The sequence below is a fragment of the Ruminiclostridium hungatei genome (assembly GCF_002051585.1).
GTDB lineage: Bacteria > Bacillota > Clostridia > Acetivibrionales > DSM-1351 > Ruminiclostridium > Ruminiclostridium hungatei.
The window spans coordinates 44,087-57,278 of record NZ_MZGX01000002.1 but is presented as its reverse complement, the minus strand read 5'-3'; the positions used below and the strand labels follow the sequence as shown (position 1 = coordinate 57,278).

The following is a 13,192-nucleotide window of genomic DNA, read 5'->3' as shown; positions in this document are numbered from 1 at the left end:
GTTCTAATAGGAGGCCGCAAATGTCTTCAATCCCACTTGAGTCCACGGTCATATCGTTTTAGTAGAATCCGTCATATAAATCACTTATAAAAATCTCGTTTTGAATGATTGCTTTTATAACAGCTTCAATCCTCGTCCCCACATTAAAGATTTTAAAAATATTCTGAGCATGAAATCTGACAGTAGATAACGATATTTCTAATTCATGCGCTATCTGTTCGTCAGTCATACCTTGTGCTATCCTTTTCAAAATCAGCTTATGCTGTTGTGTTAATTTTTTAGTCAAATCATTTTTAGTACCGGAAATTCCTTGAGTGTAGCTTGTACAGCACATATTTTTTGCCACTAAGTCTACAAATCCTTTTAAAGCGCTTGATATGGGATGATCTGCACATATTAAAGATACATATGCTTTCTTATAACCATCCCAAATCGGTACACAGTATTCATGCCATTCTTTTAATACATTGCAATAATGAAATTGTGGATCCAGATATACGGGTGTGTTACTCTGTTTCGCAATAAATACAGCATTAGTCCCAACACTTTTAATACAAAACGAAACTCCTGGTTTTAGATATTTTTTGAATGTACAATGTCCGCTTATATTTATCCATCTTGGAAAAAAAACGTCTAAAATAGTTAATTCTTCATTTAAAACTAGAAAGCAATAGTATCCCCTTTCCACTCTAATGGCATCAATATACTTATGCATGAAATCCTTAAAAATCGCCAAATACTCTTTTTTTTTCTGTCTGTTTACGCAACTCATCATCTGTAATTAGTTTTTGAGGTTCTTTAATCTCCTTCGATATACCATATTGCTCACAATTCGCCCAAGATTCAATGATACTTCGAAATATAAACTCGTTCATTACTATCTCCTCTTCCTTATTTTACATTTTATTCCTACAACTATAAACTATAACATTTACTAGTCGAATTGTGTTGAAATTTATTGATAAAGCGCATCGAAGCTCAGGTATTGATGAAACCTGCAAGTTAATCCGTTGGTAATATTTTTTAATAAAAAGCCTCTTATTCCTGACATAATACCATTGGGCAACACAGTCGTGAGTAAAGTATAATGCTTGATATACCATCCCTGGAGTAGGCAATGAAAAATAAAATCATTGTTTATCTCTGGGGGTGTTTTAATGCCACAAAAAATCAAAATAGAAGAGAAGATATGTATAGTAACAGCATATTTATCTGGAAAGTATGGTTTCAATGAAGCTGTTCAAGTTGCTGGTGTTTCTCATTCAATCTTTGGAAGATGGGTACATAAATATAAATCAGACGGTCCGACACTATTCCAAGTGTTCTGCCGTTATCCCAGCTTCATATGCAGAGTTCCTATGCTGTCAATGCAAACATTCGTTCACTGCATACCAGGTTCAATCGGTGCATGTGGATCATCCATACTGATTAATTCAATTCGATTCCCTGCCGGATACTGCTTTCTGATTTTTTCAACACCCATCCGTGACGGAGACTCATTCATATACTCATTCCTCCGTTTCTTTTCGTGGTATAAAAAAAGCCACTTCTATTTTCAGAGATAAAAAACATCTCATATATAAAAGCAGCTCTTATTAACAATTCACTTGGAACATATCTGCTCCGTATTTGGAAATTAAAATAGAGTTGATGATAGCTTTGAATGTATCTTCTACAATCAAATATTCATCTGCTATCTCATTCATCCTTATGTACTCTTTGCCAAAAAGTATGGTTCGTGCTGTCTGGTACAACGCATATGCTCAAGCAAATTGTTATTTTAAAGATTATGTATTATTAAATACTTCCCTTTAAGGAAATTATAATATTAGGTTTTTTGGAGGTGAATTTTATGAAAAAAATACTAATGGTTGCTTCTATAACTTTAGCGAAAGGTTTTACCGTTTTAGCAGCAATATTTACGAAAACAGCCTGGTTTTTATATTTGGACTAACAATATTTTTAGCTGCATTATAATCTGCATTCATTGTATTACCACATTTTAAACAAATAAAAGTACTCTGGCTTGTCATATCTCTATTCACGTACTTTATAATAAATATTATTTTCATCGCCTAAGGTTTGTATCAATCCCTGTAAGTCAAAATAAAACATATTATAAGTAAAGCTTGTACCCTTTAAGTTCTCCATTTGAATAATGATTTACAATGCAGCTAAGCATGTCGTTGCGATTTGTTTAGCTTTTACTTGATATAAATATGAGGCATCTTCCAACTCAGCTTATTATTAACCTTCTTTTTTCCTGTTGTCCATCACCAGACTCTTGGCCACCACATTCATCCTCTTGATGTTAAGTGCCGTCAGGTGCTTGATCTGCTCGCTCACCTGCTCCTGCACCTCCCGCAGCAACTGCTTTATCATGTAGCCGTATATAAGCACCAGGTCCATTTCTATATAAATGCCGTCCGGCCTGTTCTCTGCACGGAACCTTGATATTTTGGAGACACCTTCTATATTTGAGGTCACATGTTCCACTATCTGATATATGGTATAGTCGGATATGGTGTAGCTGCCCATATAGCTGAAGGTTGGCCGCACTACGGATTTTTCGCCCACCAGTTGGTAACTGCCCTTTCCCTTTCTCCTGAATATCTGAAGCGGGTCAAGAAAATACCCTGAAAAATCCTTCTTTATTTCAAAGGTCGGAACAGGAATTACATGCTTGCCCTGCTCTCTCCTGGTGGACAATGCCTGCTTTATTTCGTATTCGCTGGCAACATCGGTTATATACACCTTTTCGGCAACGGGACCGATTCCCAGGCGCTCTGCTATTTTTTCCACCATTCCATCCGAGGTGCCGATGATAAGCAGTATCTGAGCGTCATATGTCTTCAGGGCATCAACCACATCTTCCGCATGTTTCTTGTCGGTAAACAAAGCCCTCTTCACAGAGGCAATCTTTGTACTCTCCCTCTTTGCAGAAACACCTGCGATTATCTGATTACCCTTTATGAGCAGTCCATCATCTATAATGAAGTCTGTCCCACGCTCCCTGGCAACCCACGATGCCCTGTGACTTTTACCCGTCCCGCTTGGTCCAACAAATCCAATTACCTTCAAGGCTTCCTCCTAATATAGCTAACACCGTATATAGCTAACGCCGTTTTATTTGAATTCCGTTTTTTTGGCAATGCATTTTGCCAATGTAAATATTAATCCCATCGTCAGAATTATTTGCATGTTTATATGAAATTATAAATTATCCGCAGCAGAATATCAATTGTCTGAATAGGGAAAAAGAGAGTCAACTGACTCTCTTTTCTTTTCCCGGACATTTTAATCTTTTGTAAATTTTAAACTTCTTCTCTTGTAAATTGGTCGTTTTATCTTTTGTGGTGGTATAAATTACCCATATTGGTCATAAAACCAATATGAAGTGTTTTATAGATTTCTTAACACTCTATCTAGTGATTACACGATATATTGTATTTATATACCATCTTTTTGTCAATATATATTGCAAAAAATCTTATAGTAATAATTTACTATTTTTTTATTTTTTCTGACAATTTCAATTCTTTTCTGACATCCGTCACTCTTTTCTGTCAGTTTTTGCAAAAATATACTCACAAATTGAGCAGCCGCCGCACAATACTACCTTTCCGGAGAAAACATTTTTTATGGTGTCCAACAGCTTCTGATTTTTAAATCTTTCCCAGTTATGGATTATTATGCTTTTGGGAGCAAGGGTTATAAGGGAACTGACAAGCAGGTCGTCATGGTTTATTTCAGTTTCCGGAAGCTCCGCGATGAATTCCTGAATACATTCGTTGGTGATTTCCCTTTTCTTTTCATCCAGCAATATATAATTTTCATCATACTGCATTACCACATGAATAAAATTGAACTTGGATTCCTGTATTTCTACAAAATATCTCAAGAGCCGTATAAACTCCTTATATTCCCGTTCGACGAGAAAGTCATCCACTGCATTGTCTATAACATCTTCCAGTTCCTTAATATAGTCCTTGAGTCTGAAGTTCACAAAGCCGTCAAGAATAATATTGCTTGAGCCTTCAAAATACTCCATAAGCTTTTTTATTATCAAATTTCTCCGTCTTATTTGAAACAGGGTGTTGAAAAAAACCTTGTCATCATTCCTGATTATTTTAAGGGATATGCGTAATATTTCTTTTTTCTCTGCCGAGTTGAAATAACCGTAGTTGCTATTGATTATCCTGCTTAAAAGTTTTTCTTCATACTGCAGAATGACATGGTCGGCCAGTGCATTTGACACATGATATTTCAACAGTTCAAATTGGTTTGATTTCTTTGAGAATAGCGGCTCTCCCTCCAAATTACACACCACGGAAGTTGCACCCTCAAAATCAACCTCTTTTACAGAGTAATTTATGTTCTTCTCTTTGAGTTGTTGAAGCTCTTTGTCTATTTGTTGTATTACGTTTTCTGCGCTATCTGTTATCCCTATTGAGAGATATGGATACTGCATCAACTTCACTTCCCTTCGTGTGTAGTATATGCTAAGTCAATTACTATTACTCCCTATGTCAAGGAATAGATACAGCCATAATTGACCTTGACAAATGTTGTATGCATCCGGCGTTTTTATGCACCTTTAAGTTATGCTACATTATATGCACCGCATTTTTCATAGGTACTACACCCTTAAAGATTAATTTGAGACAGAGCAGGCAGCATATTCCTCCGCTTTTTCGAACTCAAGAGCCCGCTTGCCGATTTTGCATTACAGGAATTATACTTCCCATATCAATAAGTCTTTCATCATTAAGCATAACCACGTCTACACATTTTAAACTCAGAAAGTCCAATATTTTCCGGCAGCTCCCATGAGTTTTCAAATGCCCGGCTATTGCCAGCCTTTGTTTTCCAACAAGTCCGGAGGCTCCTCCGAAAAAGCCCATATTAAGCGGCTCAAGCCGTATTGATTCATCCGGTTCTATCAAAAGTACATCCAGCCCATATTCACCGGCTCTTTTATATATGTCCTGATCGGAAGTAATTATGCTGTTTGAATCAACTATGCAAGTCAGGCATTTTGAATATCCCTGGTTTGTGTGAATGAACTCGACACCTCTTGCCGCAAGCAGTTCTTTAATAACGGGATCTGTGTACCTGGTGTTGTGAAGTGCGAAGCCTCCAACCCGCGCCACATTGTAAGGTATTGTCAGGGGATACCGGTTTCCAAGCGCCGTATGCCCCATAACCAGCTCAAAGCCCCTGGCTTCAAGTGACTTCACAAGACTCTCGGGAGTATTTGGCGCATAAACCATAACCTCACCTCCGATATGGTGAAGCATTATATCAGGATGATAGGCAATTGCCTGGTAGACATCAGGATGGGCTTCGGTAAGGATTGCACTTATATTCAGCCTTTCCAATGCAGTTTTTATGCTCCGGGGTGCTCTCCCGTCTATTACGGCAGTATTGACGTCTCCCGCAGGTAAATTGGGCAGCTCAAGAAAACTCACAACACACCTCCAAATATATTTAAATATTCATTTTGACCTAATAGCAATTTTTAGTATCACACATAATTTTTATTTTTCATATTATACTAAGGAATAACCTGCATGCTTATTTACAACCGCCAAATCAATTACGATTATTGTTGCCTGTTCAGCTTCAAATATTATAAGCCTTATCAAGGCAAATTGTGTCTTATTCGAATTGCTAAGCATAAAGCTCTCCATATATCAGTACTAACTGCCTGCGAGAGCAGACGGTTATTCAAATACACCGCATTTCCCGTAAAACGGAAATGCGGTTATTTATTATTTAAAATTGGATATTTGTTATTGAATAAAAAATACATACATTAATTATAATATATTCAAGCATAATTTCAGACAAGGAAATTTGCCTAAAACTATCAAGAAAGGGAGAGATGGCAATGAGAACACCTTTGGATAGGGTTGCATTAGTACTGGTTATCATTGGAGCTCTAAACTGGCTTTCTGTCGGATTATTCAGATATGACCTGGTTGCCTCCATTTTTGGGACCGCTTCACTTTTGACCAGGACAATATTTACTATTGTAGGTATTGCCGGCTTGTACAGCATAAGTCTTTTATTTAGAGAATCAGAAACTGTAAGAAATCATTAACAGCCTAAAGTGGCGGGTATTTACCGCCACTTTATTAATATCCTGCCATTGAGCTTTTATAAGAATAATTGATTTTCAAAAGTAATAATTTTCCGTAATAATTTTTTAGGGATTGCAGATTATATTAGTACACCAGCAAAAATCACTGGTTACAGGTGAAATATGGTGATACTAAAAGGAGGAATGCGATTATGGCAAGCAGAAGTAATAACAGAAACACTGGTTTCGAGAACTTGAAGTATGAAATAGCTTCTCAGGTAGGCGTTAACCTCAAAGAAGGTTACAACGGCGACTTAACTTCTAGAGAAGCTGGTAAAGTCGGTGGAAACATCACCAAGAAAGTATTCCAGACATTTAGAGATTCACAGGGCAAGTAAGTAAAATTTTGCAGGTGAGTGTCCACAAAGGGCACAATAATAAAAGGATGCCGTTTAGGACGGTGTCCTTTTATTTAATTAAAGCAATTAACAAATTAATACTTTATAAGTTGCAAATATTTCTATATAATTGATTTATGAATAATGCTTCAACCTGTACATACACATTACGGGGGCTGCGCTTCAAAAAATAAAATAAGGAAACGGTTCTTATGACGACTTTTAAATCAATCTTCACAAAGCAGATGCCAAGGCGTATACTGATACTTCTTGCTTTTGGAGTAGCCATTTACCTGCTTAGAGGCATGGCTAACATGTTTCTGCTTACCTTTATCTTTGCATATCTTGGATATACCGCACAAAGTTTCTTTTTTAAGCGTGCAAAAAATTTGAATTCAAGGGTTCTTAAGGCCATAATCATTACGGTATACCTGGCCATCCTCACTCTGGCTGTCTATGTGCTTTACCTGTATATTCCCAAGATAGTGTCGGAGGTAAACGCAATTATCAAGCAGGCCATTGTTTTCCTGAACGGAACCTATGAAAATACCACTCTGAACTATATTATCTCTCTTTCCAAGGAATTTAAGATTTCAACCTATATATCCAATAATTATGAGGGGCTTATCAAGTCCATCACAAACATAGGCAAATGGGGAATCGATATTTTCATAGCAATCATTCTGAGTCTTTTCTTCATACTGGAGAAAAACAGAATAGTAAGATTTACCTCCTACTTTGAAAACAGCAAGATACGGGTGGTATATGAGGAAATGTCCTTCTTCGGAAGAAAATTTCTGCAATCCTTCGGAAAGGTGATACAGACACAGATAACCATATCCTTTATAAACAGCATATTATCCATGATAATGCTGTATGTTCTCAACTTCCCCCAGGTGCTGGGGCTGGGAGCCATGATATTTGTGCTGGGGCTTGTTCCTGTAGCGGGAGTTGTAATTTCCCTGATTCCTTTAGCCATCATAGCCTTCACTATCGGCGGGTTCAGGATGATTGTTTACGTACTTATCCTTATTGCCATACTGCATGCCCTTGAGAGCTATATACTGAATCCCAAGCTCATGTCACAGAAAACGAAGCTGCCTGTCTTCTATACCTTTGTGGTGCTGATAGTATCAGAGCATGTTCTTGGAATATGGGGACTCATTATAGGTATTCCCATATTCATATTTATCATGGATGTACTGGAGGTAAGAAATCCTGATGTGCCATCTTCCGACAACGCAAAGCCCAAGGTCAGGGAAGAGTGACGCAGGAGTGCCTGGACAGTTCACAATATAAAAGGAAATAAAAGCACTTTTGATAAGGAGGATATTTATGTCGTGCTATAATGTCATGACTGTTTTAACAAACAGCAGAATTGAAAATGTCCCTGAAATGCAGAATGTCTTGACCAAATCAGGTTGTATAATCAAGACCAGGCTGGGAATCCATGATGCAGGTGAAGACTTCTGTTCCAATGAGGGCCTGATTATTCTCCAATTGATCGGCTCGGACAAGGAGATACTGGAGCTGGAAGAAAACCTGAACAAAATTCCCGGGGTTAAAGCCAGGAACAATCAGGTTTGTTCCGATTAGTGCAAAACAAAATTTATTTATTCGGGGTCTGATGTATGTCCGAAGCAAAACAATGTAAAGAATGCCTGTGCACATTTCAATATACCACCAGTGATGGTTTGTGCCTGAGTTGCAGCCAAAGGAACGAGCTGGAATTTAAAAAAATTAAAAGCTACCTGAAATTGAATCCCAAGTCTTCCATTGGAAAAATTGCAACTGACTTGGATATTAAGGTTGCAAATATTCAGAAGTTTGTTGACGAGGGAAGGTTGGAAATCGTAGAAAAATAAAAAAGCCGGCTTTTGCCGGCTTTTTTTGCTCTGCCTTTTAAAACTCAAGCCTGATTTCATACAGGTTTGAGACTATTCCTCATCCTGCTCCCAACTGTGGTACACGTTTGAAACATCATCCAGTTCCTCGAGATTTTCTATCAGCTTGTCCATAAATTTGATATGCTCGGGATCTGTGAGTTTTGTGGTAGTAGTGGGTATCATGGAAATCTCAGCCTCCAGGAATTCAAACCCCTTCTTTTCCAGAGCTTCACGGACATTTGAGAAATCCGCCGGATCAGTAAGTATTTCAAAAATATCACCGTCTGCCTTAAAATCCTCTGCTCCTACCTCAAGTGCTTCCATCATCAGGTCGTCTTCATTTATTTTCCCATCATTTTCAATGACTATTACACCTTTTTTATTAAACATAAAGGATACACAGCCACTCTGGCCCAAATTGCCGCCGAACTTGTCAAAGTAATGCCTCAGATCACCTGCGGTTCTGTTCCTGTTGTCTGTGGTACACTCGCATATGACAGCTACTCCGCCCGGGCCATAGCCTTCATAGGTTATTTCTTCATAATTGTCACTGTCGCCGTCACCGCTGGCCTTTTTGATACTTCTCTGAATATTATCATTTGGCATATTGACAGCTTTACACTTGGCGATTACATCCTTCAGCTTGGAATTGGAGTTAGGGTCCGCGCCTCCTCCCACCTTGACGGCAATCTGAATTTCTCTGCCCAGTTTTGTGAATATCTTACCCTTCTTCGCGTCCGCTTCTCCCTTTTGCCGCTTGATATTGGCCCATTTTGAATGCCCTGACATAAATACCTCCCTAATGTAATGCTCACTGCATTATATTAAACATTGTAAAGTCAATTAGTATCGTAATTGACCTTATGAATAGTTTTTGATTTGTCCCTAAACATTATAATAGTAATTCTCCAAATAATCAACCTCTGCATTACCTCAGAAGCTTTCCGCCGCTGTCAAGTGTTATGTACTCCTTATCTCCGCATTGGATTACAGCCCTTCCGCTGGTGTTCTCAACAACCGCTTTAATGAAGGCCTCTTCCTTTCCATCTTCTATGAGTACTGTCAATTCCACGTCCTGCCCATATTGTACGTCCTTTATAATGTTGCCCTTCAGCATAAGCATATTCTGCAATTTCCCGAACAAGGTATATTCAAGCATTATAAATATGTTAACGCACAGCTTTCTGATTATGACTTCCGCCGCTGCCAAACCCTCCGAGGCCCCCCGGCTGTAAGCCCGGATAAGTCCTGAAGCACCTAGGAGCGTTCCTCCGAAATATCGCGTGACTACCAGGGCCACATCCTGTACTCCCATTCTCCTTATTACTTCCAGCGCAGGCATACCTGCTGTTCCCGAGGGTTCGCCGTCATCGCTGAACCTTTGCACGGGAGTGCCTCTGTTTAACACGTACGCATAAACATTATGGGTTGCATTCCAGTATTTTGACTTGATTTCATTTATAAAAGCCGCTGCCTCCTCCTCGGATACTACAGGTTTGACATTTGTAATAAACCTGGATTTTTTTTCTTCAAATTCCGTGGCAGCAGTATTAAGCACAGTTTTATATTCCAATAGCATCGTTATTCCATCAGCCGAAAAACTACGGCAAGCTCCTTTTTATAAACCGTTTTCATAGCACTTTATCCTTTACACCGGCAGTCCTGCTTACTTCCGGGCAGCCGATATCCGGAAAAGCCCCTTTTATTATACCCTAGTTTGAACAGGAAATGAAGTTCAGCCAAAAACAGCACTCCTTGAGTAATAGGAGTGCTGTAATATGCCTGCTTATTATGTTTATGGCAGTGATGGCTTAAAAACCCACCGCATCTGAATTTTCCACTTCACAGTATTTTGAGTATGAACAATTAATCAGGGATCTATCCTGACTGTAAGTAATTTTCTGCAGCGCTTCCTCAATGGTAAAATAGCCGCCATCAGTAAAGTTCTCGTCCTTATTAATTTCAAATTTATCATCGAGGGATTTCATGATGTACCATGTGATTTTATTGCAGACCGGTCTTTGACGTGTTACTGAAAAAAATTCGTAATTGGTATTACCTGCAGTAGAAATGATCTCAGCTTGAATTCCTGTTTCTTCTCTAACTCTTCGCAACGCTACCTCATCGGGATAATCACCGTTTTTTAATACCCCTTTTGGAAGTACCCACTCATCCTTCTCATTTTTAAGAAGAAATACTTTCTCTCCGGAAAAGACAACACCACCTGCGCAGTTTCTAACAAGCATAATCAAAACCCCTTCCCTGATAGATTTTTTTGAGTTGTATAAGGATTTATTAAATAACATTATACTAATGATATGTGAAAATTATTTAACTATTCCTTATTATTTCCATTGCATTGAATTTAATACATCTATATTAATTATAATACCTTACTTGGCTATTTTATACAAGAATAAATTCTTCAAGTTTGCTAATCTTGTCTATTTTCACCAGTGCCTGAACACTTATGCCGTCCTCCAGATACTCCTGGGTTATGGTCTGCCCGTATTTATAGATATACGGCATTACCCAGCCTTCATTATATGGTATAAGCAATTTTATTTCCTTGAGCTTCTCCTTGAAGCCCTCGGTGATTTTTTCAAGCAGCAGGTCAATTCCATATCCGGTTACCGCAGATATTTCACATACGGAAGAATACCCCATGGGGTTTATTCTTCCCCCGGAGGCCGACAAATCCTGTTTGTTAAGGACAAGTATGGTATTTTTCGAAGCTGCCCCCAGGTCCTCCAGCAGCCCTTCAACAACACTTATCTGCATGGCCGCATTTTCGTTGGAGGCATCCACCACATGGAGCAGCATGTCGGCATGGACAGCTTCCTCCAGCGTTGATTTAAAGGCCTCAATGAGATCATGGGGGAGTTTTCGTATGAAGCCTACGGTGTCTACGAGCACGGCTTCTCTTCCATCCGCCAGCATCAGCTTCCGGGCTGATGGGTCAAGGGTTGCAAACAGCTTGTTCTCCACAAAAACGGACGAACCGCAAAGCTTATTCATAAGGGTTGATTTTCCCGCATTTGTATAACCTACTATGGCAATGACCGGAACATTGTTTTTGGATCTGGTGCTCCGAAGAAAGTCCCTTCTCTTCCCAAGCTGCTCCAATTCCCTCTCCAGGTTTGTTATCCTCCTGCGGATATGCCGCCTGTCAACCTCCAGCTTTTTCTCTCCGGGGCCACGTGTGCCGATACCTCCCCCAAGCCTGGAAAGCTGGGTTCCCAGGCCCATAAGCCTTGGAAGCTTGTATTTAAGCTGGGCCAGCTCCACCTGCAGCTTGCCCTCCTTTGATATTGCCCGCTGGGCAAATATGTCCAGTATGAGTGTGGTCCTATCCACCACACGGACACCCGTTGCCTCCTCTATATTTCTGATCTGGGCTCCCGAGAGTTCATCATCGAAGATCAGCAGTTGAACGTCCCGTGCCTGGCACAGCAGGGACAGCTCTTCTATTTTTCCCTTTCCCACATAAAAGGCCGAGTCCTGAGACTGCTTGCGCTGCAGCACCTTGTCAAGCACTATGGCTCCGGCAGTCCCGGCAAGCTCCATAAGTTCGTCAAGTGAGTCCTCCGCATCTCTCAGGGATACATTTTCCAACCTGCTGTGTCCCGTTTCCAGGCCTACAAGAATTGCCTTTTCCGCCTCTTCCTCATTTTCATAGATATCTTCCTTGGCGGAGGCATCCAGCTCTTCAATAATCCTGTACAGGTAATTCAGCCTGGCCTCTCCCAGTGTAAACGGCCCATACACCTCAGCCTCACGGTCCATGGACAGGCAGCCTGCATAAATGTCTGCGGGCTGTCCTTCCTTTATGCCTATGGCCAGCATGGCGTCAAGCCTGAGCTTCTGAAGTGTACTTATGTCAACCTGAGAGAGCATTCCATTTCCCCCGGGATGTGTATGGATACATCTGATGGCAGACAGCCTGGACTTACCTCTTCTGCTGTCCAACTGAGGTAATGAGACAGTACCGCTGTCTCCTATGCTTATATCAACTACTGTGCCCCTCCTGTTTATGAGGACGGAAATTTCCCTGTTTATTTCATGGGATATTGCAGCTATGGTTTGAGCCAATTCAACAGGCAGCAGCTCCTGTGAACTAAATTTTTTGTCGTAAAGCTCCTCCAGCTCATTGAGCAGTCTTTCTTTTACTGATTGTATATTTCCGTTTATTTTAATAATATCACCTTCCTTCAACCGGTTATGCCTGTGGAACCGAAGCCCCCGCCCCTGTTGCTGCCAATATCTCCTACGGATTCCACCCTGGTAAGCACCATTCTGGGAACCTGCTGCAAAACTATCTGAGCAAGCCTGTCACCTTTTCTGATAATATAAGTTCCGTTACCGTTACCTTTTTCCTCCAGTGTGTACGGCTCCTGGCCTTCCTTGCACAAGCCCGCCTGAGAATTATTATTTACAATAATTCCTAATTCATCCCTGTAGCCGCTGTCTATTGTGCCCGGTGAATTTGGTATCCGGATTGGAGTTTTCAGGGACAGACCGCTTCTTGGCCTCACCTGTATTTCATAGCCTTCCGGTATCGCCAGCTTCAGACCTGTAGGTACAACCACTGTCTCACCCGGGGCAACAACTGCCTCTTCTGCCGCATAGACATCCATTCCCGAATCTCCCGGATTGGCATATCTCGGCAGTACGGCATCCTGCCTGCACACCTCAACAAAAATCTCTATCATATTAACCTCTATCATATTAACCTCCATCCTATTAACCTCTATCCTATTAACCTCTATCCTGCAAATAGCCATAACCTCTCCTTCTTTTAAAAACAGCAGCCCTCCAAACTG

General features: G+C 40.2%; 18 protein-coding genes. 5 read left to right on the top strand and 13 right to left on the bottom strand.

Going from position 1 to position 13,192, the window contains the following annotated elements; translation table 11 throughout:
• Positions 1-58: 58 nt before the first annotated feature.
• From CLHUN_RS01685 to CLHUN_RS22650, 8 genes are all read right to left on the bottom strand, one after another.
• Positions 59-736 carry a helix-turn-helix domain-containing protein gene (locus CLHUN_RS01685; RefSeq protein WP_165755623.1) on the bottom strand — a complete coding sequence of 226 codons (678 nt, stop codon included), beginning with the start codon at positions 734-736 and terminating at the stop codon, positions 59-61.
• The gene (locus CLHUN_RS21985; protein ID WP_165755622.1) at positions 723-875 is read right to left on the bottom strand and encodes a hypothetical protein; all 153 of its coding nucleotides are present in this window, start codon (positions 873-875) and stop codon (positions 723-725) included. The genes CLHUN_RS01685 and CLHUN_RS21985 overlap by 14 nt, the downstream gene beginning before the upstream one ends.
• 506 nt (positions 876-1,381) lie before the next feature.
• Entirely contained in the window at positions 1,382-1,504 is a 123-nt protein-coding gene (locus CLHUN_RS22455; protein WP_242656406.1) for a DUF4314 domain-containing protein, read from the bottom strand.
• Between the two features lie 415 nt (positions 1,505-1,919).
• Positions 1,920-2,033, bottom strand: coding sequence for a zinc ribbon domain-containing protein (locus CLHUN_RS22830; RefSeq protein ID WP_165755621.1), 114 nt, complete (start codon positions 2,031-2,033; stop codon positions 1,920-1,922).
• 214 nt (positions 2,034-2,247) lie between these two features.
• Positions 2,248-3,081, bottom strand: coding sequence for an Asp23/Gls24 family envelope stress response protein (locus CLHUN_RS01670; RefSeq protein ID WP_080062832.1), 834 nt, complete (start codon positions 3,079-3,081; stop codon positions 2,248-2,250).
• 472 nt (positions 3,082-3,553) lie between these two features.
• A complete protein-coding gene (ytxC, locus tag CLHUN_RS01665; RefSeq protein WP_080062831.1) occupies positions 3,554-4,471 on the bottom strand; it encodes a putative sporulation protein YtxC in 918 nt (305 codons plus the stop codon).
• Positions 4,472-4,700: 229 nt separating this feature from the next.
• Entirely contained in the window at positions 4,701-5,471 is a 771-nt protein-coding gene (locus CLHUN_RS01660; protein ID WP_080062830.1) for a DUF6873 family GME fold protein, read from the bottom strand.
• 81 nt (positions 5,472-5,552) lie between these two features.
• On the bottom strand, positions 5,553-5,681 hold the full coding sequence (locus tag CLHUN_RS22650) for a hypothetical protein (protein ID WP_278247509.1): 129 nt from the start codon (positions 5,679-5,681) through the stop codon (positions 5,553-5,555).
• Positions 5,682-5,893: 212 nt separating this feature from the next.
• On the opposite strand from CLHUN_RS22650, the gene CLHUN_RS01655 reads away from it, so the two are divergent.
• The 5 genes from CLHUN_RS01655 to CLHUN_RS01635 all read left to right on the top strand — a co-directional run bounded on the left by CLHUN_RS01655 (position 5,894) and on the right by CLHUN_RS01635 (position 8,348).
• Positions 5,894-6,106, top strand: a complete 213-nt coding sequence (locus tag CLHUN_RS01655) for a DUF378 domain-containing protein (protein WP_080062829.1) — start codon at positions 5,894-5,896, stop codon at positions 6,104-6,106.
• A 191-nt stretch (positions 6,107-6,297) separates the two neighbouring features.
• On the top strand, positions 6,298-6,483 hold the full coding sequence (locus tag CLHUN_RS01650) for an alpha/beta-type small acid-soluble spore protein (RefSeq protein ID WP_080062828.1): 186 nt from the start codon (positions 6,298-6,300) through the stop codon (positions 6,481-6,483).
• A gap of 212 nt (positions 6,484-6,695) precedes the next feature.
• On the top strand, positions 6,696-7,751 hold the full coding sequence (locus CLHUN_RS01645) for an AI-2E family transporter (protein ID WP_080062827.1): 1,056 nt from the start codon (positions 6,696-6,698) through the stop codon (positions 7,749-7,751).
• Between the two features lie 67 nt (positions 7,752-7,818).
• A complete protein-coding gene (locus CLHUN_RS01640) occupies positions 7,819-8,079 on the top strand; it encodes a CPF_0552 family protein (RefSeq protein ID WP_080062826.1) in 261 nt (86 codons plus the stop codon).
• 35 nt (positions 8,080-8,114) lie between these two features.
• Positions 8,115-8,348 (top strand): MerR family transcriptional regulator, encoded by a 234-nt coding sequence (locus CLHUN_RS01635; protein WP_080062825.1) that lies wholly within the window; start codon positions 8,115-8,117, stop codon positions 8,346-8,348.
• A 72-nt stretch (positions 8,349-8,420) separates the two neighbouring features.
• On the opposite strand, the gene CLHUN_RS01630 is transcribed toward CLHUN_RS01635, so the two are convergent.
• The 5 genes from CLHUN_RS01630 to dut all read right to left on the bottom strand — a co-directional run bounded on the left by CLHUN_RS01630 (position 8,421) and on the right by dut (position 13,096).
• Complete coding sequence (locus tag CLHUN_RS01630) at positions 8,421-9,158, bottom strand: YebC/PmpR family DNA-binding transcriptional regulator (protein ID WP_080062824.1); 738 nt, start codon at positions 9,156-9,158, stop codon at positions 8,421-8,423.
• Between the two features lie 139 nt (positions 9,159-9,297).
• Positions 9,298-9,948, bottom strand: a complete 651-nt coding sequence (locus CLHUN_RS01625; protein WP_080062823.1) for a YigZ family protein — start codon at positions 9,946-9,948, stop codon at positions 9,298-9,300.
• A gap of 232 nt (positions 9,949-10,180) precedes the next feature.
• Entirely contained in the window at positions 10,181-10,615 is a 435-nt protein-coding gene (locus CLHUN_RS01620) for an NUDIX hydrolase (RefSeq protein ID WP_080062822.1), read from the bottom strand.
• Between the two features lie 160 nt (positions 10,616-10,775).
• Complete coding sequence (hflX, locus tag CLHUN_RS01615) at positions 10,776-12,584, bottom strand: GTPase HflX (RefSeq protein WP_479692013.1); 1,809 nt, start codon at positions 12,582-12,584, stop codon at positions 10,776-10,778.
• The gene (gene dut / locus CLHUN_RS01610; RefSeq protein ID WP_242656405.1) at positions 12,581-13,096 is read right to left on the bottom strand and encodes a dUTP diphosphatase; all 516 of its coding nucleotides are present in this window, start codon (positions 13,094-13,096) and stop codon (positions 12,581-12,583) included. Before dut ends, hflX begins: the two co-directional genes overlap by 4 nt.
• Positions 13,097-13,192 lie beyond the last annotated feature (96 nt).